The 24,199-nt window shown below is 30.2% G+C and carries 27 protein-coding genes and 1 tRNA gene; 7 read left to right on the top strand and 21 right to left on the bottom strand.

Annotated features, from left to right (window positions below; translation table 11 throughout):
* Positions 1-2: 2 nt before the first annotated feature.
* The 15 genes from DZ65_RS11415 to prfB form a co-directional block, all read right to left on the bottom strand.
* Positions 3-470 (bottom strand): type II secretion system protein, encoded by a 468-nt coding sequence (locus tag DZ65_RS11415; protein ID WP_024787675.1) that lies wholly within the window; start codon positions 468-470, stop codon positions 3-5.
* Positions 471-657: 187 nt separating this feature from the next.
* Positions 658-1,878, bottom strand: coding sequence for a type II secretion system F family protein (locus DZ65_RS0105590; RefSeq protein ID WP_035907168.1), 1,221 nt, complete (start codon positions 1,876-1,878; stop codon positions 658-660).
* Positions 1,868-3,541 carry a GspE/PulE family protein gene (locus tag DZ65_RS0105585; protein ID WP_024787674.1) on the bottom strand — a complete coding sequence of 558 codons (1,674 nt, stop codon included), beginning with the start codon at positions 3,539-3,541 and terminating at the stop codon, positions 1,868-1,870. The genes DZ65_RS0105590 and DZ65_RS0105585 overlap by 11 nt, the downstream gene beginning before the upstream one ends.
* On the bottom strand, positions 3,538-4,047 hold the full coding sequence (locus DZ65_RS0105580) for a hypothetical protein (RefSeq protein WP_024787673.1): 510 nt from the start codon (positions 4,045-4,047) through the stop codon (positions 3,538-3,540). Before DZ65_RS0105580 ends, DZ65_RS0105585 begins: the two co-directional genes overlap by 4 nt.
* The gene (locus DZ65_RS0105575) at positions 4,031-4,621 is read right to left on the bottom strand and encodes a CDC27 family protein (RefSeq protein WP_024790886.1); all 591 of its coding nucleotides are present in this window, start codon (positions 4,619-4,621) and stop codon (positions 4,031-4,033) included. The genes DZ65_RS0105580 and DZ65_RS0105575 overlap by 17 nt, the downstream gene beginning before the upstream one ends.
* Complete coding sequence (locus DZ65_RS0105570; protein ID WP_024787672.1) at positions 4,618-5,295, bottom strand: ATP-binding protein; 678 nt, start codon at positions 5,293-5,295, stop codon at positions 4,618-4,620. Before DZ65_RS0105570 ends, DZ65_RS0105575 begins: the two co-directional genes overlap by 4 nt.
* On the bottom strand, positions 5,285-6,634 hold the full coding sequence (locus tag DZ65_RS0105565) for a type II secretion system protein GspD (protein WP_024787671.1): 1,350 nt from the start codon (positions 6,632-6,634) through the stop codon (positions 5,285-5,287). The genes DZ65_RS0105570 and DZ65_RS0105565 overlap by 11 nt, the downstream gene beginning before the upstream one ends.
* Positions 6,631-6,987 carry a hypothetical protein gene (locus tag DZ65_RS0105560; RefSeq protein WP_024787670.1) on the bottom strand — a complete coding sequence of 119 codons (357 nt, stop codon included), beginning with the start codon at positions 6,985-6,987 and terminating at the stop codon, positions 6,631-6,633. Before DZ65_RS0105560 ends, DZ65_RS0105565 begins: the two co-directional genes overlap by 4 nt.
* A complete protein-coding gene (locus tag DZ65_RS0105555; protein ID WP_024787669.1) occupies positions 6,984-7,568 on the bottom strand; it encodes a hypothetical protein in 585 nt (194 codons plus the stop codon). Before DZ65_RS0105555 ends, DZ65_RS0105560 begins: the two co-directional genes overlap by 4 nt.
* Positions 7,561-8,997 carry a hypothetical protein gene (locus DZ65_RS0105550; protein WP_024789816.1) on the bottom strand — a complete coding sequence of 479 codons (1,437 nt, stop codon included), beginning with the start codon at positions 8,995-8,997 and terminating at the stop codon, positions 7,561-7,563. Before DZ65_RS0105550 ends, DZ65_RS0105555 begins: the two co-directional genes overlap by 8 nt.
* Positions 8,998-9,000: 3 nt before the next feature.
* A complete protein-coding gene (locus DZ65_RS0105545; protein WP_024787667.1) occupies positions 9,001-9,441 on the bottom strand; it encodes a type II secretion system protein in 441 nt (146 codons plus the stop codon).
* A complete protein-coding gene (locus tag DZ65_RS0105540) occupies positions 9,442-9,879 on the bottom strand; it encodes a hypothetical protein (protein WP_024787666.1) in 438 nt (145 codons plus the stop codon).
* Positions 9,876-10,823: a type II secretion system protein gene (locus DZ65_RS0105535; protein WP_024787665.1), complete on the bottom strand. Its 948-nt coding sequence runs from the start codon at positions 10,821-10,823 to the stop codon at positions 9,876-9,878. The genes DZ65_RS0105540 and DZ65_RS0105535 overlap by 4 nt, the downstream gene beginning before the upstream one ends.
* Positions 10,817-11,398: a hypothetical protein gene (locus DZ65_RS0105530; protein WP_024787664.1), complete on the bottom strand. Its 582-nt coding sequence runs from the start codon at positions 11,396-11,398 to the stop codon at positions 10,817-10,819. The genes DZ65_RS0105535 and DZ65_RS0105530 overlap by 7 nt, the downstream gene beginning before the upstream one ends.
* A gap of 35 nt (positions 11,399-11,433) precedes the next feature.
* Complete coding sequence (gene prfB, locus DZ65_RS0105525; RefSeq protein ID WP_024790884.1) at positions 11,434-12,534, bottom strand: peptide chain release factor 2; 1,101 nt, start codon at positions 12,532-12,534, stop codon at positions 11,434-11,436.
* Between the two features lie 46 nt (positions 12,535-12,580).
* Between prfB and panC the strand changes: the two genes are divergently transcribed.
* Complete coding sequence (panC, locus tag DZ65_RS0105520) at positions 12,581-13,399, top strand: pantoate--beta-alanine ligase (protein ID WP_024787662.1); 819 nt, start codon at positions 12,581-12,583, stop codon at positions 13,397-13,399.
* On the opposite strand, the gene DZ65_RS0105515 is transcribed toward panC, so the two are convergent.
* Positions 13,392-16,010: a hypothetical protein gene (locus DZ65_RS0105515; RefSeq protein WP_024790883.1), complete on the bottom strand. Its 2,619-nt coding sequence runs from the start codon at positions 16,008-16,010 to the stop codon at positions 13,392-13,394. The two genes, panC and DZ65_RS0105515, sit on opposite strands and share 8 nt — an antisense overlap.
* Positions 16,003-16,257 carry a hypothetical protein gene (locus DZ65_RS0105510; protein WP_024787660.1) on the bottom strand — a complete coding sequence of 85 codons (255 nt, stop codon included), beginning with the start codon at positions 16,255-16,257 and terminating at the stop codon, positions 16,003-16,005. Before DZ65_RS0105510 ends, DZ65_RS0105515 begins: the two co-directional genes overlap by 8 nt.
* Positions 16,258-16,328: 71 nt before the next feature.
* Here DZ65_RS0105510 and rimO point away from each other — a divergent pair, with 71 nt between their 5' ends.
* Positions 16,329-17,624, top strand: coding sequence for a 30S ribosomal protein S12 methylthiotransferase RimO (rimO, locus tag DZ65_RS0105505; RefSeq protein WP_024787659.1), 1,296 nt, complete (start codon positions 16,329-16,331; stop codon positions 17,622-17,624).
* Positions 17,605-18,534 (top strand): tRNA lysidine(34) synthetase TilS, encoded by a 930-nt coding sequence (gene tilS, locus DZ65_RS0105500; RefSeq protein ID WP_024787658.1) that lies wholly within the window; start codon positions 17,605-17,607, stop codon positions 18,532-18,534. Before rimO ends, tilS begins: the two co-directional genes overlap by 20 nt.
* Here tilS and DZ65_RS0105495 read toward each other — a convergent pair.
* From DZ65_RS0105495 to glmM, 4 genes are all read right to left on the bottom strand, one after another.
* Positions 18,518-18,979, bottom strand: coding sequence for an HAD family hydrolase (locus DZ65_RS0105495; protein WP_024787657.1), 462 nt, complete (start codon positions 18,977-18,979; stop codon positions 18,518-18,520). The two genes, tilS and DZ65_RS0105495, sit on opposite strands and share 17 nt — an antisense overlap.
* A gap of 91 nt (positions 18,980-19,070) precedes the next feature.
* Positions 19,071-19,146, bottom strand: a tRNA-Val gene (locus tag DZ65_RS0105490).
* Entirely contained in the window at positions 19,137-19,649 is a 513-nt protein-coding gene (gene lspA, locus DZ65_RS10380; protein WP_024790882.1) for a signal peptidase II, read from the bottom strand. Before lspA ends, DZ65_RS0105490 begins: the two co-directional genes overlap by 10 nt.
* Positions 19,650-19,670: 21 nt before the next feature.
* Entirely contained in the window at positions 19,671-20,993 is a 1,323-nt protein-coding gene (gene glmM, locus DZ65_RS0105480) for a phosphoglucosamine mutase (protein WP_024787655.1), read from the bottom strand.
* A 79-nt stretch (positions 20,994-21,072) separates the two neighbouring features.
* Here glmM and rpsT point away from each other — a divergent pair, with 79 nt between their 5' ends.
* The 4 genes from rpsT (at position 21,073) to gap (ending at position 24,198) form a co-directional block, all read left to right on the top strand.
* Positions 21,073-21,345, top strand: coding sequence for a 30S ribosomal protein S20 (gene rpsT / locus DZ65_RS0105475; RefSeq protein WP_024787654.1), 273 nt, complete (start codon positions 21,073-21,075; stop codon positions 21,343-21,345).
* Positions 21,346-21,449: 104 nt separating this feature from the next.
* The gene (prfA, locus tag DZ65_RS0105470) at positions 21,450-22,517 is read left to right on the top strand and encodes a peptide chain release factor 1 (RefSeq protein WP_024787653.1); all 1,068 of its coding nucleotides are present in this window, start codon (positions 21,450-21,452) and stop codon (positions 22,515-22,517) included.
* 225 nt (positions 22,518-22,742) lie between these two features.
* On the top strand, positions 22,743-23,159 hold the full coding sequence (locus DZ65_RS09975) for an NUDIX hydrolase (RefSeq protein WP_035907413.1): 417 nt from the start codon (positions 22,743-22,745) through the stop codon (positions 23,157-23,159).
* Positions 23,160-23,181: 22 nt separating this feature from the next.
* Positions 23,182-24,198 (top strand): type I glyceraldehyde-3-phosphate dehydrogenase, encoded by a 1,017-nt coding sequence (gene gap / locus DZ65_RS0105460; RefSeq protein ID WP_024787651.1) that lies wholly within the window; start codon positions 23,182-23,184, stop codon positions 24,196-24,198.
* Position 24,199 lies beyond the last annotated feature (1 nt).

Genomic DNA, 24,199 nt, shown 5'->3' with positions numbered 1-24,199 from the left:
AATTATTTTTGTGTTGCTAAATCTATAGTATAGGAAGTTCCACCTGGTGAGCAATCTAAACCATGAGCTTTTAAATAATTTTCAACTGCTTTTCCCTGATCTGTTGAGGTATCACAATAATTTGTTATAGTTACTGTACCATCATTGTTATAAGTAAAAGTGGCATTTAAATCGTTATACCCGTCTCTATATATGGCACTTTTATTGTCATTTGATACTTTCCAATAACCGCCTTCAAATTTATATAAATTTGTTAAATTTAAATCTGTATCTTTAACACCATTCAATTCTGTTGCATTAAGATAAGCACTTGCTCCACCACTTCCATTTAAATCATTAATTGCCCCTACCAATGGTGATGCCTCAGCATTTTGTTTAAGATTCAAAAATTTAGGAACCGCAACTGCTGCCAAAAGACCGATAATTACAATTACAAAAATTAACTCAATTAACGTAAAACCTTTTCTCATTTTTACTCCTTTTCTTTATTTTTTTTAATTATACTACAATGTGTTTTAAAAGTCGAGCGTTTTAATAAATATTTCATAATTTTTTAAATATTGGAAACTTTATAAATTATCCATAAAGCAAAAGCTAAAATTATTGTACTGATAATTGCCGTTATTATACTTCCCGTCTCTATCCCCATATCTTCTCCTATTGCATTGCCTCTGTAAGGTTCCACATCGGCAAAAATATTCCAAGTGCCAGTGTAAATACAAATCCCGCTATTGCAGCTATTAAAACAGGCTCAATCAGTGCTGCTATATTATCAACAATATACCTGTATTTATTCAGATAATAATTGCTTGCTTTTTGAAGCATAAGTACAAGCGAGCCCGATTCTTCCCCCGCCGCTATCATTTGAATTATCATATTTTCAAACAGTCCGCTCTCAACAAATCCCTGTTTTACAGTCCCACCCATCTGAATGGAATTTTTAATCAGTATCAGTCTTTTGTAGATAAATCTGTTATCAACAATATTTAAAGCAATTTCCACCGCATTAATTATAGGAATCCCCGCATCAATAAGTCTTTGCATTACAAAAATAAACCTTCCAATCATGGCAAGCTTAATAACAGGCCCAACTATATAGATTTTCAGCATAAACTTATCCATTTTAAGTCTTGCTTTTTCACTGGTATTATAAATATATGTTAATATTCCAAAAATTATTATAGCACCTGCTAATACATAAAGTCCATATTGTTCAAAAGCATATTCTATCCACAATAAAAACCTTGTAGGAAGCGGCAATTCGGTATGAAGAGAGGCAAAAAGGGATTTAAATGGAGGAATTACAAATAAAATCACCACTACAAATGCAATCATCATTGCAAATATAATAAAAACAGGATAACGGGTTGCTTTTTTAAGCCTTTTTCTATTTTCCAAAATTTCACTTAAAATTTGAGAGAGATCATGCATCGCCCTTGCCAAATCTCCTGTTTCTTCACCCAAAGAAACCATTGCTGTACTTAATGTACCCAAATCTTTTTCAAATTTTTTAACACTTTCGCTAAGTGAAAGCCCTGCTCTAATATCGTTAGAAATAGCATAAAAAATTTTTTTTAATTTTTTATTTTTTATATTTTCTTTTATATTATCTATTACTGTATCTATACCAAGTCCGGCATCAAGCATTACATATAATTGATCAATAACGCTTATATATTCTTCCAAATCTATTTTTGCTAAATCAAGTTTTGTTAAAAGTTCATCTATAACCGAAGCTTTTTCTATTTCTTCAATATTTTTTACAATAGCTCTGTTATCTCTTTTTTTTAATAAAAAAATAGCTTCTTTTACATTTTTTGCCTTAATGATTTTTGAATTTAATTTTCCTTTACTAATATAATTAATTTTAAACAACATCTACTTTTACAACCCTCAAGATTTCTTCTAATGTAGTAATACCGGCTTTTACTTTATTTATACCGTCATCTATCATACTTACAAACCCAAGTTCTTTTGCGATTTCGAGAATTTCAACCTTGTCTTTGCTGTTCGCTATCAAATGGGCCAGTTTGTCATTAATAATTAATACTTCGCTTATCATTTCACGTCCCAAATATCCTGTAAAATTACATTCCTTACATCCTTTGCCTTTGTAAAAGGTAATATTTTCTTTTAAATACGGTTTTATTAATTCCAGTTCCTGCTTGCTTGGATGAAAAACTTCTTTGCAATAAGGACAAATTTTTCTTACAAGTCTTTGGGCAACCACTCCGATTAAAGCGTCGGCCACCAGATAATTCTCCGCCCCCATCTGAACCATTCTTGTAATTGCACTTGGTGCATCGTTTGTATGAAGTGTGGCGAGTACCAAATGTCCCGTAAGTGCCGCCTGAATGGAAGCTGTGAGTGTTTCAGTATCCCTGACTTCACCTATCATTATAATATCAGGGTCCTGCCTTAAAATACTTCTTAAAGCCACGGCAAATGTTACACCTATTTTATAATTTACGGGAATTTGTTGAATCAGAGGAATTTCATATTCTACAGGGTCTTCCACTGTAATAATTTTTTTATCAACACCTTTTAATTCATTTAACGCAGCATATAAAGTGGTTGTTTTACCGCTTCCTGTAGGACCTGTTACAAACACTATTCCATAAGGGGTATGGATAAGTTTTTCAAATCTTTTTAAATTATATTCGCTCATTCCAAGTTCTGTTAGCCTAAGGAGTATTTTTTGCTGGTCAAGAACTCTTAAAACCACGCTTTCACCGTGCAGTGTCGGTGTGGTGGAAACCCTGAAATCATAAATATGGTTATTATAATTTTTTGTAAATCTTCCGTCCTGGGGTCTTCTTTTTTCACTGATATCCATATTTGAGAGTAATTTAATTTTGGAAATCAAAGGAAAATATATATCTTTATCGAAAGAAAAAAGCTCTCTTAAAACCCCGTCTATTCTGCTTCTTACCGAAAAATTGTATCTGCTCGGTTCTATATGAATATCGGTTGAACGCTGTTTTATCGCATTTTGAATTATTACATCCAAAAGCTCATCTATTGCGGCTATATTTTTCCCGCCTCCTTTTTGAAGTTCAATTTTTACCTTTTTAATCGATTCATTGGTTGAAAGGGTAACTTTTAATCTCTCAAATATGGCATTTATATCTTTGCTTAAAGATATATATATTTGAAGAGGTTTTGGAGAAAATTTTTCAACCGTTTCCACCGCTTCATAATCAAGCGGGTCTGAAGTGGCAACATAAATATATTCGTTATCTTTTCTAAAAGGCAGAATCTTATGTCTTTCGAGCAAAGCAATTGGAAATGAGCTCATCAAATCATAATCTATTTTTTCACCAAACAAATCTACAAAAGGATATCCGAGCTGACGAGAAAGTGTTTCAAGTATCTCTTTTTCCGTTGCAAAACCGAGTTCAATTAATATTTCGCCGAGTTTTTTATAAATCCCCTCTTTTTTTAATTCTTTTTGTTTTTCGAGAGCTTTGTTTAATTCTTCTTCGTTAATTATTTTATTTTGTATTAATAAATCCCCAAGTCTTACATTTTTTCTAATCATCTGAACCAATACCTTTTTAATAATTCTTTTTGATTATATTCTTCTATTATCATTTTATCATTTTCTTTATACATTTTTATCGTTAGATTTTTATTTTTAATTAAATAAATATCTCCTATTTTTTTATATTGTTTATTTTTAACAGCATTAAACACTACAGATAAAACATGATCGGTTTTTGGAAAATCAAAACTGTTTATATTAAAATTATCAAACAAAAATGAATAAAGAAGTTTTTTTTCGTTAAATATAACCAAAAAATAGATTGCGTTTTTTCTTCCGACTGACGTGTGTATTAAATAATTTATTGTATACGGAAGCATATATAAATTATTTGTTTTAACACAGGAATCACCGATAATAGAAAGAATTTTTTCATTTTTTTTATATTTCGTTATATTTTTATAACTGCATACTTTATTATAATTTTTATTTTTATATTCATCAATTATTGAAGCATTTAAAAAAACTGTCAATAAAATAAAAACACTAAAAAGTTTCCCCATTTTTCATCCTTTCTATAAGATTTAAAATATCTTTATTTTTAGTATAATCATAATAAATTTTTAAAATTTTAATCGCTTTTTGTTTTTGATTTAATTTATAAAGACTTTTGGCCACGATAATCCAGCTTTCAGGTTTATTTTTATTTTGCAAATTGGCATTTTTTGCCCATTTTAAAGCATTTTCATAATCACCGTTTTTATAATAATTTTTAGCCAGTGTTATACATGTTTCAAAAGAAGGCAGGGTTGAAATATTTAATAATTCTTTTTTGGATTTAATAATTTTTGTATTATTAACTTCCTTTTTAATCTTTTTTTTAGCTTCATCAACAGATATATTTAAATCTATTATCGGTTTTAAAATTTCTGTTTTTTTTATTTTTTTAATTTTTTTTGTCTTTTGAACTTTTTTAATTTTTTTATTTTCTGTTTTTTTTATCTTTTTATCTTTTTTAAATGAAAAATAATAAGCGCTCAAACCGATACTTAACATTAAAAAAATTAAGAACATCAATAACAAAAACGAGTTTCTTTTTCTTTTTTTACACTCTTTTTCCAATTCGTAAAAAGTCATTTTAATCCCAGTTTTATAGCACTCATTGTTAAAATACAGTTATCTATTTTCCTGTATTTCAACGAATTTTTCAAAGAATAATTTAAAAGAAACAAAGAGGTAAACACTATTTTTTTGCAGAGCCTGAAATTACCTCCGGAAAGGTTATAAATTTTTTTAAGTATTTTTTTATTTATTAATTCCGGTTTGTTATATTTTAGAAATTTTGCTGTCACATATTTTTGAAAGTCTTCAAAATTCAACGGTTTTAAATAAATTTTCTCATTGTATCTTGAAAAAAACTGTGGAAGTTTTGCAATTTTTTCCCCTTCAATTTTGTGCATCGCAAAAACAACCTGATTTCCCCTGTCGCTTAATATTCTTAAAAATTCAAGTATTTTAATGTCCAAAAGCTGGGCTTCGTCTATTAATATTTTTTTATTATTTATTTCTCCCGCAATCCTAAAAAATTCTTCTTTACTTTCGAAGGGTTCTTTTATTAAAATATAACTGTTAAAATTATTAAAAAGATAATTCAGTAAAAAACTTTTTCCGCTTCCCGGTTCTCCCAAAAGAAAAATAATATTTGATTTTGAAGAAAGCAGTGATTCTTTAATTATTTCAAAATTTACATAAGAAAAATAATCTTTCAAATTTATTTTATCCTCAAATTCATTTATTAAATCACTTAACATCCAAATCCTCTAAACTCGGAAGTTTCTTAAAACCGTAATCTTTAAGCGTTTTTTTGGTATTTAAATCGATAATATGCGGGGTTATAACAAATACAAGCTCTTTTCTTGAAGTTATTTCGTCTTTTGAAGAAAAAAGATATTTAACCAAAGGGATTTCTTTTAAAACAGGAACTCCGTTTACATTTACATTGGAATCGTCCGTAATAAGACCTCCTAAAACAAGTGTTTGGTTATTTTTCATCCTGACAACGCTAATTAACGAATTATCTTTTGTATCAGGCGGCATATCTCTTTTTGTATCTTTGAGCTGACCTGGATTTTTAAAAGCGCTTATTCTGGGACTTATACTTAAAATTATATTCCCGTTATCGCTAATTTGGGGGGTTATATCAAGAACCACCCCAACAAACGTTGAATTAATTTCATATGATGCTGTGGGATTTCCGTTTGAATTTGTGGTAATTTCATTTGCATATTTATAATAAATCGTATCCCCTACTCTGATTAACGCTTTTTGATTATTAAGTGTTACTATTTTAGGATTGGATATTGAATTTACATTTCCGTTTTGAGCTAAAAAATTTAAAAATCCGCTTATATTAAACGTTGCCGAATTGAAAACAGATTCACTGCCTCCAATATATGCCGCCCTGAGAGGAATATTCGAAGCATCCATTGCAATATTGAGTTTTGACCAGTCTATACCAGTCTGATGTGATTTTGAGAGTTCCACACTGTAAATTTTAACATCAATTAACACTTCTTTATGAAGCCTGTCACTTAAATCATTGAGATATTTTTTTATTTGATCCATTTGCGGTTTATTCGCAGTTACTGTTATCAGCCCTGCATTTTTATCTATTACAGGTTTTTTATAATCCCCGTTTATATTTGAAAGAATATTTATCAAATTATTTCTGAGGTTCTGCCAGAAATCAAAACTGTAATCGGTTTTTACCGTATTGTCGGTTGTATCCATATTTGAAACACCGGTTATGGAATTTGGTACAAAATCGAGCTTAAATGTCTTTGTTTTATAATAAGATATATATATATTATTGTTTTCTATTTTATAAAAAAGATTTTTAACATCAAAAAGGGTGTTTAAAAAATCCTTTAATGAGACATTGTCAATATTTATATAATTTATATCGGTATTTAAAATATCCTTTGCTTTTTTATCAATAATTACCACATTTAAATTACATTCGCTTGATATGTCTGAAATAATGTTACTGAATTTTACAGGGCTTTTTAGATGCAGGGTAAAGAGTTTTTTATTACAATCTGTGGCAAAAAGAGTTATTGCAATAATTAAAAACAGAAATATTTTTTTCATTTTTTAACCTTTAAAATATTACTTTCAAATTTTAAAACAACATATTTGTTGTTTTTTTTCAAAATCACTTTTTTTGGAAACACTTTTATTATTTTATAACCTTTTACACTGTTTCCAGCCCTCACCCATTTATGGTTAATAAGAGCTTTTTTATTAAAAATCGCTTCCAGTTTTAAATTCAAATTACTAACAGTATTGTTTAATACAGTTTTTTTTCCTTTTAAAGTACATGCTGGTAAAAATATTTTTTTAAAACGAGGTTTAAAATTTTCTATTTTTACTATTTCCATTAAAGCATTGCTAATACCCGCATATAAAAAAATCCCTGCTAATAAAAATAAAAATTTTTTCATTTAAGTCCCCAGACATTATATTTTATGTAAAAATTTGATCTGTTTTCATCAATATAACAACTCTCTACACTGTTTACATATTTTTGGGATTCCAAAAATTTAATAAGATTGAATAAATTTCTTTCATTGCAATACCCTAAAGTCCCGTTTATTTCTATATTGTAAATTTTAAAATTATTATTGTTTTTACTAATATAGAAATTAGGGTTTAAATTTAAAACCGAACTTTTATACAAAATATTTTCAAGCAGGGAGTAGAAATTTTTATCATTTATATTCAAAATACTTAAATCAATTTTTTTATTTAAATAATCCAGATCCTGAAGCTTTGAATATTCTTTTATTTTTAAATTTCTATATTCTTTTTTCAGTTTTGCCAGTTTTGTATTGTATTTTTTTAATGAAACATTTGCTTTATTTTCCAAATCACCAATCAATCGGCTGTTTTCATCAATTTTTGAACTTAAAACATTATAATTAAAATTGTAATAAATAATAATTCCGATTATAAATACAGATAAATAAAGTAATAATAAATTTTTTTTATCAAGATTTTGTAAAAATTCTTCCAATCTATTCATCATTATACTTTATTACAGTGATATATCTGTTTTTTTTATTGGTAATTTTATTGGAGAAAACATTTTTATATCCCAAATCTATAAGTTTTTTTACAAATTTTGCAATTAAATCTGAATTGTCAATATTGCTTTTTATCATTAAGTTTATTTTATTTTTGTTTTTTTCAAATTTTATAATTTGTAAATTATGTTTAACCGCAAAATCAACTGCATCGGCTATTTCATTGAAAAGGGGTTTTTTAACTTTTAAACCATATAAATAATCTATTTTTGATGAAATGTCTTCTGTTTGGGTGTCAATATTTGCAGTATTTTCTTTTTCTTTGTTAATTTTTTCTTTATATTTTTTTATGTAAAGTTTAACCAGTTTTATTTCTTTTTCTTTTTTTTGAAAAAAATTTTGCAATCTTGAAATCTGTTTTTGTTGATTGTTTATCAAATAATATTTGTATATTCCGTCAATTAATAAAAACATTAAAATAATAAAAGAAAATACCACAAATTTACCGCTTTTTGTTTTATAAAATTTCGGAGGTCTTAAAAAAATACTGAAATTGACTTCTTCATTATTATAATTTTTAGCATTATATACAGTTGCACAATATTCAAACGGGTCATATTCGCTCTCAATTTCAAATTTTTTAAATTCAATACCGCTTAAATGCCAAAAATTTTCATACGTTTCAATTAAAGCGTTTATTTTTATATCTGAATAAAAAAATATCCTGTTAATTTCATCCATATGGTAAAAATTTTTGGAATAATTAATCAAATTATTCACTTTCATAAAAAACTGTGAAAAAAAACTTTCTATTTTATTAAAAAATTCATCATTTTCATAAGATGTTTTATTTAAGCCTTTTTCTTTTAAAAGAGTGATAAGGGCGTCTTCTTTAAGATTTGTAATTGCAGCCAATTTGGAAAATTTATCCAGACTTTTGACAAAAACAAATTTTTTATCTTTAAATCCCACCAAAAATGCGTCTTTTGGAGTAAAAAATATAAATATATCGTTTTTGGGAATTATATTTGCAATATTATAATATTCTTCGAAAACAAAAGGGGCGGCCCCGACAAAATCGATATATTTAAATTTTTTAATAATATCGGAAAATTCTTCTTTTAACCTGTCAGCCTCAGCTATAAAAGCATCCACCAAATAATAATCATCAAATTTTTGAAATTTATAATTAATTTTATATTCTTTACTCAAATCAAGCGTGGCTTCGTTAAAAACCGTTTTTTCAGCTTCTATAACCAATTCGTCTTTATTTAAATCCGCAGGGAGTTTAAATGTATTATTAAAAATATCTTTAAAATAAATTATTGAAGTATAAATACCTTTTTCTTTTTTAAGTTCTTTTTTTACAACTCTTCCGTCAACATATTCATACATATAATCTTTAGTTAAAAAATAGACATTTTCCATTAATTACCTTACATATCCGCTTACAGGATAGAGTGTTAAATTTTTCTCTTTATTTTTATAATTTAATGTTATTGTAACAAAATTTTTAAGCAAATGTGTAAGCTTTTCATCCACCCCTCCGTCATAAGGCCTTCCCATATAATCAAAACAGAGTAAATCGCCGCTTAACCCGCTGACTTGAATATCCGATTTAAAGCGGTATTTGACTCTTGAAGCATTTTCTTCACTGTTAATATCGTTTTTTGTTAATTTTATACACGTTTCATTGTTTTCACCGAAAATTTTATACCCGAGGGCATTTGTTTTTTTAGTTAAAATAAGTTTTTTTAAAATTTCAGAATCACTTAAAGGCGTTTCATTTGGAATAAACTGCATTCCCACAAATGAAAGTATTCCCATAATAACCAAAACAAAAATAAGTTCTATCAAACTAAATGCTCTCATTCACGGCCTTTGAAGTGTTACTTTTTCAAGCACTATTTTTTTATTGTCATTTTTTGCACTGTTTAAGCTCACTACTTTTACATCCATTAACACATATCCGTTTGAAAAACCTGTTTTTATAGGAACACATATATTACAGTTATTTGGGCATTTTTTATAAATATAATATCTCAAAATCGTAATATTGGCTTTAAATCTGCCATCTTCATCTGTAAAATGAATTGTTTTAAGGCAATTTCCACCGCTTCTATCATATCCCTCAATTGCTAAAATCGCATTTTCAATTGCACTTTGCATAAAAAGCTGGGCCCTTTGAATCATATAAGTATCGCTTGTATGTTTAACACTGAAAAATGCTATTTTTGTAACAGCAGTCATTAATGTAGCTATTAAAAGCAATATTATAATCGCCCAAATAAGTCCTATACCTTTTCTCAAAATACTACCTTTTGTTTGGAAACGGAGATATTAATATCACCCCTGCTTTTAAAAAATGTAAAAAACATTTCAAGATGTGAATTTACTTTTTTAAATTTAAATCCTTTTACATTTTGAGCCAATACTGTAACGTTTCCTTCCGGATTTCCATTATTATCCGCACAAAAAGTATCACCCTTCCATGGTCTGTAATTGTAAAATAAAAAAAGAGTATTATCCAATTCATTATCCGGAATATGAAGATTGGCTATACACGTGGCATTTTTGTTTATATCTTTTCCAAGCGCCAGTGCATAGGCACTGTCGGCCAGATAAAATTTGGCATATATTCTTTTGCCGTCTGTATCATTTAAACTTAAAAAACAGTTATTTCCATTTTGGGTATAATTTGATATTGTAAAAACATAGTTATGATTATGATTATGCCATCCAAATGCATTTTTATAATCAGTTAAAACTTCCTGGCCCCCCTCATCAAATGTCCCTGCAAAAATCACCGCTGTTAAACTATCTAAATTATTTGAAGTATTGTATTTGTTATGCAAAACATCATTAACAAAAGAAGAATTAAAATCAAGTGCTTTAAGATTTGGCTTGCTGCTGGCATATAAATCCGCAAAACCGCTTAAATTTCTACCGGTTTTTGCATCGTTAAGCTCTCCAATCCATTCCATTACAGGATAATTTTCATTTTCACCAATCTCACCAATATATTTAAAATCATTTCCGTTATAACCAATTACACTCAAAGGAATTCTGTTATATAAAAAAATTGACAGCTGATCAGCGAGCTGCTGGGAAAAATATTCAAAATCGCTTTCAGTTTTTGCTATGTAGTTTCTTTTATAAAGTTTTGAAATTAAATTAAAACTGCCGATAGCAATAAAAGCCAAAATAACAATTACAAAAATCATTTCAATTAAAGTAAAAGCTCTTTTTACCATTGCACACTTCCGATTTTTATATGCCCGATATTTGCAGAATAATATTTAACAGAAGAAATTTCTTTACCATTTTGAGAAACTTTAATTTCTATTCTTTTTATATTAGTTTTCTTATTATTACTTGTATTTGTAAAATGAAAATCCAGTGAAGTTCCGTTATAATTGTTTTTATTCCATTCATCTGTATAACCAACAGTTACATTTATATCATAAGTTGTATGACCATAACTTAATGTTTCATGAAAACCGTTATAATCATCCACATCATCATAAGGGGGCTCATTTGAATCAGCTCCTATAGCACTCTCTTCAATGTGGTTTATACAGTTTCTGCTTCCGACAAATCCGCCTATTCTGTAATTAGTAGTTGTATTACATTCTAAAATATTTTGATTTCCTGTTAATAATATATCATCATATTTTGTATTTTTTTCATCATATTCTTTTAATGAAATATCCATAGCTTTACTCATCATATTAAATATCGCATCCTCTTTTTTTGAAAACATAAGAGATTTGTTTGAAATTTGAATTATTTTTGGAATTACAGTAAATGTAAAAGCAATTATTACCATGGTAAAAATAAGTTCTATTAAAGTTAACGCTTTTTTCAGCTTTTTTCCTTTTCACTAATTAATACATCTTCTATAATTTCCTGCAAATCCCCGTCAAGTATATCGTCAACTTTTGAATATGCCTTATTACTTCTAACATCTTTTACCTGCTGATAAGGAAACAGCACATAACTTCTTATCTGATGGCCCCACCCCATTTCATCTTTCGGTTTTCCTTCTTCTTCGGCTCTTCTTTTTTCAGCTTCAAATTCATAAAGTTTTGACTTTAACATTTTAAACGCCATTTCTTTATTTTTATGCTGACTTCTGTCCTGCTGGCAGGACACTACTATACCTGTGGGGATATGTGTAATTCTGACTGCGCTTTCCGTTTTATTTACATGCTGTCCCCCGGCTCCGCTTGCCCTGAACACATCAAGTCTGATATCTTTCGGATCAATTTCTATATCAATATCATCGTCTATTTCAGGGGAAACCTGAACGGAAGCAAATGAAGTATGTCGCCTGCCGCCGCTGTCAAACGGGGAAACCCTTACGAGTCTGTGAATTCCGTTTTCTGTTTTTAAATATCCGTAGGCATTGTCACCCTCTATCAAAATTGTAGCATCTTTTATCCCGGCCTCATCTCCGGCCTGATAATCAAGCACTTTTACCTTCCAGCCTTTTCTTTCGGCAAACCTTAAATACATACGATAAAGCATACTCGCCCAGTCATGGCTTTCAGTCCCCCCGGCACCCGGATGAATTGTGATAATTGCATTTTTTGAATCATTTTCATCACTTAGCATTACTTCAATTTCAAGTTCTCTTATTTTATCTTTTAATTTTTGCGCTTCATTAAAAACTTCTCCCAGTGTCTCTTCATCTTCTTCGGCACTGGCCAGCTCATACATATCGTTGTTATCCATAAGTTCTTTTTCAACTTCAAGATATTTATTCAGTTTTTTTAATAAAATATTTTTTTCTTTTTGAATTTTTGCGCTTTTTTTAGGATCATTCCAAAATTCAGGCTCGTTTTCCATTTGTTCAATTTCAGAGAGTCTTTTTTTTATTTCATCCGGTTTTAAAATAGCTTTTATGTTATTAAGTTTATTTTCGAGTTCTTTACTTAATTCAGAATATTCGAATGCGTCCATCTAATTCCTTGTTTTTTTTATATAATTCTACCAAAAAAGGCTGGTTATGAAAATTTTAAGCTCACCCGAAGAGGCCATTGAATACACAAAAAGCTTAAAAGGCAATATCGGTTTTGTACCAACAATGGGCGCTTTGCATGAAGGGCATTTAAGCCTTATAAAAAAAGCAAAACAAGAAAATGATTTTGTAATAGTTTCAATTTTTGTAAATCCAACCCAGTTTTTACCGGGGGAAGATTTTAACAAATATCCAAGAAGGCTTGAAGCTGATTTTGAAATATGTAGACGCGCGGTGGTTGACGCTGTCTTTACCCCGACACCTGAGAATATGTACAGTGAAGATGAGGTTTTAATAAAAGCCCCGAAAGTAAAAGGATATATACTCGAAGGTTTCAATAGACCAGGACATTTTGACGGTGTTTTGCAGGTGGTAAATAAACTCTTTAATATTATCCGCCCAACAAAAGCATATTTTGGCAAAAAAGACGCCCAACAGCTATATTTAATAAAACAGATGGTAAAAAACTTCTTTTTTGATATTGAAATAGTGGAATGTGACACAGCCAGGGAAAAAGACGGACTGGCACTTTCAAGCAGAAATATCTATTTAAGCGAAGATGAGAGAAAAAGGGCTCTTAGTATTTCAAAATCGCTAAAAAGAGCCGCAAAATTATCAGCTACTATTAAAGACACAGACAAAATAAAAGAAGAAATGCTGAAAATTTTGGATATAGACGAGCTTCAGTATATTGCTTTTGTAGACAGGGATTTTAACTATATAAAAGAAATTATTCCTGGAAACACAATAATTTTAATTGCTGCAAAAGTTGGAGAAACAAGGCTTATTGATAATATTTTTATCTAAAAATTTTAACACCTCTTTTTGTTTCATTTACTTTTGTAGTATTTGATTCTGTTCCTTTTGTTTCTCCGCTTTTAATAACCCCTTTTTCTCCGTTTTCCCAAGTTATACTAAAACAAAAATGATTTAAACAGGTAGAGTTAGGTGAAATGTTGTAATCATTTCCATATCTTGAATACCAGAGCCATTTTAAATTAGGTTCAAGCAAATGCACAACCGCAAAGTTAACTGATGAATTCGTTCTTTTAATATGAAAAGTGATTTTTCCATTTTGAATAGAATTCACACTTACCTCAACACCGTTTATTTGATTAGAAGCGTTATAATCGCTTGATACAACAATATCACTGTTGCTTATATTTCCATCAATGGTATTATGATAACTGTTTACATACCAATCAGGCAGTATTTCATTATTTGAAGGTAGTTTATCATCACTTTCATTATTGTCATAAACTATAAAATAATCTTTTCTTGTATCAAATTCATCGCTTGTGACTTTTTCGTCAAAAAGTACTAAATTTCCGTAATAATAAAGTACTTTTCCTATATTTTGAGTATTTCCGTTTGCCTGTTTGTCAGTTAAATTAATTTCACTAATGTTCATATCAAATGGATTTACAGCATTTGAACTGTTTCTGTCAAAATTAATAAACAAACTTATTTTAGTAGAACCGTTATTATCGGTTGTAAAATTAGTATCTTTATAATGTATTTGGACAGTTTTATTAATATCCTGAGAAAAAATATTTGATTTATTATCTTTTGCATCAATATAATAATATTTTATTTTATCCAAATTAGGTATAGGAGCTAAGTTTTTTGAAATATTTATATCAATATCTTTAGCATAACAGTCTTTATTATAATTCGTTGTGGTTTTATTGTCTTTATTTTTTGCAGTAATATTAATATCCAAAATTGAATATAAATTTAAATCATTATCCAAATAGGTAAAATTTTTATCATAATTTTGAATACTTGCATTAATGTCAAAATGATCAGGAGAAACTGAAATTTTAGCTTCTGCAGGCACTATTAGCCTATCATTATCAGAAGTGTCATCATTATCAGCAATTGAAAATTCACTGCCATTTACTTCTTTAAGCGTCAAATTAACATCCCCAACTTCGCTATATTTTAATATAACTGTTGCAATTCCATCCTTAAAACTACCACCACTAACTAATTCTAAATTTCCGTTATCACAATTATTTTTTGAAATATTGTATTCCAAATCGGGACTAGCTCCATTAATATTTACGCTTTCATTATAATCTTTTGAAGGATTACCGTTAACATCTAAAGCTTTTAGGGTTAAATTAAACTCATCCCCGGCTTTAATATTTGAAGGAATATTTGTTATTTCAAAACTTTCAGGTCTCACGGCAAAATTATCGGTTGCATTACTTTCCTGTATCGGATTTAGCGGATTGGTAACATTTCCTTCTATATGGACCTTTATACATTTTACAGCTTTATTTACTTTAACATCAGAAATACCCAGACAGCCGGTAGGAGAAGTTTGGCCACAGTTAGTACAAATATTTTCTATATTATAATTTCCACTACAGTCGTTTGAATTATATTCATAAAAATCAACTTTTGTAATATTTGCCTCAAGTGGAACATTTAAATCTTTATCTTTTGCCAAAACTGTTAAATTAAAATCTTTATTTACAATTTTTGTGGTTATATTGTCATCCCAGTCATTCAAAGCATTACACTGCCCTGAAACATAATCAACTGCATTAAAAGTTCCGTTTATTTCCTGAGTGCCTCCGCAGGAAGGGCATATTCTTTCACTTCCATCATAATTTTTTCCACTCTTTTCATTATTATAAATAATTCTAATATTTCTTTTTCTTAATGTGGTATTGTATATTTCAAATTCATCCACATCAGTTCCGATTGACTGACCGTTTGGCTCATTGTCTGTATTGCTTCCATAATCACTGTTAAATATAAGCCCTAAATATCCTGTATTAGGATGAGTATTAAATTTATCATAATATTTCCCATCCAAATAAAACTTCGTATTTTTGTTAGTTATTTTAAAAGTCAGCATATGCCATCCATTAAGATTTTGAGGATTGAAATTTATACTGTCCCCGCCATTATCATCATCTACATTTAAAGTCCACGAATCTGAAAACCAGCTTTTTTCTTCAGTAAAATAGATAAAATCATATTTACTTCCAACCCTGTCTGCAATATTGAAATAATTTACTATATTATATTCTAAACAAATCCCAAAAAAATAATTTGTACATACTTCAAAATCTTTATGCCCCTGCGTATTCAAAGGAAATTTAATCCATACATTAAGTGTGTATTTTTTAGGCAGTTTATAATTATTTTTTAATAAAACTGCTTTATCTTCTGTTGAAGTTGAATTTATATCACCGCCTCTGCAAATTTTTCCTTCAGTTGTATTTGCGCCATTTAAAGCTGTGGCATTATATGTATTCCCTGAATTACCACTATTGTTTATTTCATATGTATTTGGATTATTATCCCATTTACATTCATCCATTCTTAAATCTATTACTGGTTGAGATATTGCATATAAAAAACTAAAAAACAAACCGAATAAAACAATCAATTTACGCAAGCTTAACCCCTATAAACAAAATTATTATTCCAAATAAAAGAGGCATTAAAATTTTTAAAATACCTCTGAATTTTTTATAAAATACCCACAAAACCCATAAAACCAAAATATTAAAAGCAGCAAAAAAAACATATTTTCCAAACCATTTGCTCTGATTTAGCTCAAAAGATAATAAAATATTTTTATCAATATAATACATTCCGATAATAGACAAAATCAAACCGACAAATAGTCCCAACTTATCCACTTTTCACCTTTTATTAATTTTTATTGATTTAATTATATCACTTTGATAAAATAAATCAAAAAAGGAGAATTTTGAAAAAACTGTATTTAGCATCTCTAGGGTGTGTAAAAAATTTAATAGATTCAGAAGTAATGCTAGCTCGTCTTAAAGATTATAAACTAACAGACAACCCAAATGAAGCGGATGTTATTATCGTAAATACCTGCGGCTTTATAGAAGCTGCAAAAGAGGAAAGTATTGAAACAATTTTAAGTTTAGCGCAAGTTAAAAAAGAAAATGCCATTTTAGCAGTTACAGGATGTTTAAGCGAAAGATACAAAGAGATCCTGCCAAAAGAGATACCTGAAGTTGATATTTGGAGTGGCGTCGGGGATTTCAACAGAATTGATGAATTGATTGAAAATAAAAAGTCTCAGTTTAGCCCAAATATATATTTAATCCACAATGAAGAAAGAATTATTACAGGAAGCAGTTACCACGCATATATAAAGCTCAGCGAAGGCTGCAATCAAAAATGTGCATTCTGCGCAATTCCAAATTTTAAAGGAAAATTAAAATCCCGTACAATTGAGGAAATAGTTGATGAAATAAAAAGACTAAAATCACAGGGCTTTAAAGATTTTTCACTTGCATCTCAGGATAGCAGTTCATATTTAAGGGATTTTGGTATAAAAGATGGTCTAATTAGGCTTATTGATGAAATAGATAAAATAGAAGGAATAACAGTTAGAATTTTATACCTTTACCCTGCCACCACAACTAAAAAACTGATTAGAAGGATATTTGATTCAAGCGTAGTGGAAAATTATTTTGATTTACCAATCCAGCATATAAGTGAGAGAATGCTAAAAATTATGAAAAGACCATCAAGCGTTAAAAAATTAAAATCACTTCTTGAAGATATGAGAAAAGAATTTTCATTTGTAAGAACTTCTGTTATTGTGGGACATCCGGGGGAAACCGAGGAAGATTTTGAAGAACTTAAACAGTTTTTAGAAGAATATGAGTTTGACAGGGTAAATGTGTTTGCATATTCAGACGAAGAAGATACGGGCGCTTATAAAAGAAAAGATAAAATACCTCAACAAATTATTGAAAAAAGACTCTTTGAAATAGAAGAAGTTGTAAAAGAAGCCACAATAAATTCGCTTAAAAAATATATTGGAAAAACCTGTAAATGCTATTTTGACGGATTGACTGAGGATAGTCTTTTTTATACAGTAAGACCAAAGCTGTGGGCACCTGAGGTTGACGGGGATGTTTTAATAAATGAAAGTGAAACAGAAAATCTGGAAATTGGTAATTTATACAATGTAAAAATTAAAGAACTTATAGGAGATGAATTAATTGGAAAAATTACAAAATAATCTTTTGGCATTTTCAGGGGGAGTTGATTCTACGGCTCTGTTTTTTTATCTTCTTGAAAGAAATATACCATTTGATATAGCCATTGTAAATTATCACACAAGAAAAGAGAGTGATGAAGAAGTTGATTATGCCAAAGAACTGGCCCAAAAATACAATAAAAAAATTTATATTAAAGACTGTTTATTAGAAAAATTCAGCGAAAAAGAGGCAAGAAAGTGCAGATATAAATTTTTTGAAGAAATTATGAAAAAATTTAATTATAATACACTTATTTTAGCACACCAGTTAAATGACAGGTTTGAATGGTTTTTAATGCAGTTTGGCAAAGGTGCGGGACTTAATGAATTAATAGCAATGGACAAAACGGAGGAGAGAGATTTTTATAAAATATATAGACCTTTTTATAATATATCTCGTGATGAAATATTAGCATACTTGAATGAATCAGGTGTTAAATATTTTTACGATAAAAGCAATGACGACATAAAATTTGTAAGAAATTTAATCAGACACAGATTTTCTAATGAATTTATTACACAATTTAGAGAAGGGGTTAAAAAAAGTTTTGAATATTTAGAGAAGGATAAAAAACTTTTATTTGATAAACCTGTTAACAGAGAAAAGGACCTGTTCTATTTTGAAAAATCAAACCCTGAAATTGATATAAGAATAGCAGATAAAATTATTAAAAAATTAGGAGTCTTACTTACTTCAAAACAAAGGGAAGAAATATTAAAAACAAACTTTAACTGCGTAATTCAGGGAAAAATTGCTGTTGACAACAATGAAAAATATATCTATATATCACCTTATATTAAAACTCCAATGCCAAAAGAATTTAAAGAAAAAATGAGAAAAGAAAAAATTCCTCCAAAAGTTAGAGGTTATGTTTTTACATTCTTAAAGTAGCTATAATTCTTTTTGGTTTTTCCAATAAATTTACAGCATCAATTATGGATTTGCAGATAACATCAGAATTTATAATCGATTTAGAACTTGCCCCTTCTTCATTTATTACACATACCCCAATATCTGCAGCTTTAAGCATCAAGGAATCATTACTTCCGTTTCCTACGGCAAATGTGTTTTTTAAATTTTTTACAAATTCCTCTTTTTCTTTTGTGTGATTGTTTGTTTTTAATATTGTAAGTTTAACCGGCAGATTTTGGAGCTCTTTAGCGGCATTTCCGTGGGTATCGGAAGTTAAAACATATATATTAAAATTTTCAGCAAGATTTATGATTTTGTCTTTCACTTCTTTATATATTTTTCCGTCTTTTGCAATTGTTCCGTTAAAATCAAAAACTATATTTTTTATCTCAATATTTCCTACATTTTGAATTTCAAGTTTCATTTTACATCCTTAGTGAGTAGTGAGTTGTGATTGGTAAGTAGTATAGAGATTTTTACAACTCACTATTCACAATTCACCACTCACTAATTAATGGTGGTCGCAACAGGGCTCGAACCTGTGACCCCTACCACGTCAAGATAGTGCTCTACCAACTGAGCTATGCGACCTCGGATGAAATTTTATCATTTTTTTTAAAAAAATAAAAGTAAGCAAACAGTATTATACTTAAATCTATCATTGTATCCGCAAAATTAAAAATGGCAAAATTAAATCCGCAGTGCCAGTAAACATAATCCACAACCCCGCCTCTTATAAACCTGTCAGACAAATTTGACAAAGCCGCCCCAAACAAAATACCGCTAAGTATCGGATGTTTATTTATAATTTTTTCTTTTATAAAATAAAATCCCAGTAAAACAATCAAAATTAACTGAATATATTTTAAATAATTTCCCAAAAAACTGAACATAGAAAAAGCAACGCCTTTATTTATTGCAAGTGTTAAAGATATACATCTGTTATTCCATTCAAATCCGTTTAAAAATAAAACTTTTATAGCTTGGTCTATTACAAAAATAATTAAAAAAGAAAAAATAAATTTTAATTTTCCATCATGGCCGTTTTTCAAACGGCCAGATGAGTTTAATTCGCTTAGCTCATTTACACTCATTTTCCATTATCCATTTTCCATTTATGAAAGTTTACTTTTAAAAAATTCCGTCAGTTTATTTAAAAGCTCTTTTGCTCTTTTTTCGTTTTCCCCTTCTATTAAAAGTCTTAATTTATTTTCCGTTCCGGAATATCTTATTAAATGTCTGAATCCGTTTTTTTCAATTTCTTCGAAAAGTGCTTTTGCCCCGTCTATTTTTTGAAGGGGAATTTTTTCCACCACATTTATATTTGCCTGAATCTGGGGAAACAGTTCAAACAGATTAAACGCCTCACTCGCTTTTTTAGACGATTCCAACAAATATGCACATACCTGAAGCGCACTTACAAGCCCGTCGCCTGTTTTGGCATAATCGCTGAAAATTATATGGCCCGACTGTTCTCCTCCAAAATTTATATTTTCTTTTTTCATAAGTTCCAATACGTTTTTATCGCCCACATTGCTTCTTAATACTTCAATGCCGAATTTATTTAAAAATTTATCAAGTGCGGAATTGCTCATAACGGTAACCACTGTTTTATTGGTGGAAAGTTTATTTTTTTTATGTAAATAGTATGCCAAAGCACCGAGTAATTTATCGCCGTCGATAACTTCGCCTTTTTCATCAACCACCACAAGCCTGTCGGCGTCTCCGTCAAGTGCAAAACCCACATCAGCCCTGTATTCTTTTACTTTTTCCGCCAAAATTTCAGGATGCATGGCTCCCGAATTTGAATTTATGTTAAATCCGTTGGGATTATTGTTTATTGTAATTACATCGGCTCCCAATTCTTCAAAAATAGTGGGGGCCACTTTGTAAGCCGCCCCGTTTGCCGTATCGATTACTATTCTAAACCCGTTTAAATTAAGATTTTTAGGAAAAGAAGATTTAATATGAACTATATATCTGCCTATAACGTCGTCTATTCTTTTGCTTTTCCCTATTTCTTTTCCTGTTTTTAAGGAAAAATCATTTTTAAAATATCGCTCTTCTATTTTTGCTTCTATCTTTTCATCAAGTTTATTTCCCGTTGCATCAAAAAATTTTATTCCGTTATCATAAAAAGGATTATGACTCGCGCTTATCATTATACCGCCGTCGCATCTCATATCTTCCGTTAAAAAAGCAATCGCGGGTGTCGGCATAGGGCCTATCTGGATAACGTTGTATCCTATGGCCGTAAGCCCGGAAACAATTCCGTTTTCTATCATATAACCGCTTCTTCTCGTATCTTTGCCGACCAGTATTTTTCCGGTTTTTTTCTCTATTGTCTCCCCGAAAGCCATTGCTATTTTTGTAGCCAAAAAGGGTGTGATTTTTTCTCCCGCTTTACCTCTTATCCCGTCTGTGCCGAATAATTTCATTCTTTTCCTTTGTGGAGTGAAAAATTAATTTGCAAATTTTACCAAATTTTTATAAAATACGCTTCAAAAAAGGATATAAATGGCAAATAACAAATCAGCTCTAAAAAGAATTAGACAAACAAAAAAAAGAACTGAAAGAAACAGATATTTTAAAACAAGAGTAAAAACAATTACTAAAAAAATAGAAAACGCAGTGGCTGAGGGAAATTATGAGGAAGCTTTTAATGCGTTCAAAGTTGCAAACAAAAAATTCCAGGGTTATATCAATAAAGGTATTTTAAAGAAAAATACAGCAAAAAGAAAAATAAGCAGACTCCATCATTTAGTAAAATCAATAGAACCAAGCGCATAAATTTCCCCCTCTTTTTTTATTTTAATTTATTTCAGGTTAAAAATGAAAGGTGAAATTCTATTTTTCGCTTTTCACTTTTAACTTTTAACTCTTAAGGAATAAAAATGCTACTTGATAAACTTAAACCGTTTGTTGATAAATACAATGAAATAAATAAAAAATTAAGCTCGCCCGAAATAACAAAAGATATCAAAAAAATGACAAAACTTTCTCGCGAAGCAAAACATCTTGAAAAAATTACCCAAAAAGCAAAAGAATATGAAAAAACCATAAATACTATTGAAGAGGCAAAATCAATGCTTGATGACCCTGAAATGGCGGAACTTGCAAAAGAAGAGTTAAAAGAAGCTGAAGAAAAATTACCAAAACTTGAAGAAGAGATAAAAATTCTTTTACTTCCAAAAGACCCAAATGACGATAAAAATATTTTCCTTGAAATAAGAGCAGGAACCGGAGGGGATGAAGCGGCCCTGTTTGTGGGAGATTTATTAAAAGCATACCTCAGGTATGCTGAGAATAAAGGCTGGAAGGCAGAAATTGTAAGTGAAAGCAAAAACGACATGGGAGGCTTCAAAGAGGTTATTGTATTAATAAAAGGTGAAGGCGCTTACTCGCGCCTTAAATATGAAGGCGGAACCCACAGGGTTCAAAGAATTCCCGAAACCGAATCTCAGGGGAGAATACACACTTCCGCTGTAACAGTTGCCATTATGCCGGAAATTGACGATGTGGATTTGGAAATTGATCAAAAAGATTTGAGAATTGATGTCATGAGAGCCGGAGGGGCCGGGGGACAGCACGTAAACAAAACGGAAAGTGCCGTCAGAATCACCCACATCCCCACAGGAATAACAGTATCTATGCAGGATGAAAGAAGCCAGCAGAGAAACAAAGATAAAGCCATGCAGATACTTAAAGCAAGGGTTTACGAATATTATGAAGAAAAAAGACTGGCCGAAACTAAAGAAAACAGGAAAAGTCAGGTTGGAAGCGGAGATCGGAGTGAAAGAATAAGAACATACAACTATCCTCAAAACAGAATAACCGACCACAGAATAGGACTTACATTATACAAACTAGAACAAATTATGAACGAGGGGCTTTTTGATGAGATAATCGACCCGCTTATAACCCATTATCAGGCAGAAGCATTAAAAGAAGCGGGGCTATAATATAGTGAGTTGTGAGTGGTGAGTGGTGAGTTGTGAGCATGGCCGGCCGCTTGAAAAGCGGCGGGGTGGTGAGTTGTGAGTTGTGAATTGCCAAGTGCCAAAAAAATAAGTTTAGGAGAATGGAAAATGAGCGAAAATGAGCAAAGCGAATTAAGCTCACCTGGCCGTTTGAAAAACGGACACGGTGGAAAATTAAGAATTTGTGAAGAAGCAAAAAAATTAAACATTCCACATTGGGTTAGGCCAACCCCTTTTTTAACGGTTGACGGGATTATTAAAATTTTTAATCCGGAATTTAGCGGGATTGTGTTAATTAAAAGAAAAAATCCTCCTTTTGGATATGCTCTCCCCGGTGGTTTTGTAGACTATGGGGAAAGTGTAGAAGATGCTCTAAAGCGTGAAATGAAAGAAGAAACTTCTTTAGATATAAAAATAAAAAAACTTCTTGGAATTTACTCTAATCCAAATAGAGATCCAAGACTTCATACCGCTAGTACGGTTTTTATATGCAGGGCATTTGATATGCCCAAAGCCGGGGATGACGCAAAAGAATGTAAAATTTTTAAACTTGAAGAAATTCCTTTTGAAAAATTAGTATTTGACCATTCAAAAATCTTAAAAGATTTTTTAAATATGATATAATTAATAAAAAAAAGGATGAATTATGGCATTAAAAGTAGCAATAAATGGACTTGGAAGAATCGGAAAAATGGTATTGTGGCATTATGTCATCAATAAACCTGAAAATATTGAAATAGTTGCGGCAAACGGGGGAAGCGGAACAGCGGAAGATTTGGCATATATGCTAAAGTATGATTCAGTACATGGTAAATTTCCGGCTGATATCAGCTATACTGAAGATACATTAAAAGTTGGGGATGCAGAAATTAAATTAGTTACAGGAAGAGACCCCGAAAAACTTCCATGGAAAGAGCTTGGAATTGATATTGTTTTAGAATGTACAGGCCATTTTACAAAAAGGGACGATGCTGCAAGACATTTAAAGGCCGGAGCAAAAAAGGTGCTTATATCAGCCCCGAGTAAAGATGCTGAACTTACAGTAGTTCTTGGTGTAAATCAGGACTGGTTCGACCCGGCCAAACATGACGTAATTTCAAATGCAAGCTGCACAACAAACTCACTCGCACCGGCAATCAAAGTACTTAATGACAGTTTCGGAATTGAAAGTGCACTTGTTACAACTGTTCATTCATATACTTCATCTCAGGCTATAGTTGACAGAAAAAATCCAGGAAAACATAGACGTGGACGTGCTGCTGCTGCAAATATAATCCCTACAACAACAGGAGCGGCTATTGCTACAACAAAAGTTATTCCAGAACTACAAGGCAAAATGAATGCATTAGCTCTTAGAGTTCCAACTCCTGATGTTGCAATTACAGATATTTCTGCAACACTTAAAAAAAACGTAACAAAAGAAGGAGTAAATAAAGCTTTTGAAGAAGCTATGAATTCATACTTAAAAGGAATTTTAGAAATCACTTATGATGAAGTGGTTTCAACTGATATTATCAATAATCCTCATTCAAGCATTATTGACGGACTTTCAACAATGGTAGTTGACGGTAATAAAGTAAAAGTATTTGCTTGGTATGATAATGAATTTGGATATTCTGGAAGACTTTTAGAATTAGCTGATTTCGTAGCTTCAAAACTTTAAG

It is taken from the genome of Lebetimonas sp. JS032 (assembly GCF_000523315.1).
In the GTDB taxonomy this organism is placed as follows: Bacteria; Campylobacterota; Campylobacteria; order Campylobacterales; family Nautiliaceae; genus Lebetimonas.
This window is presented reverse-complemented; position numbering and strand designations above follow the sequence as displayed.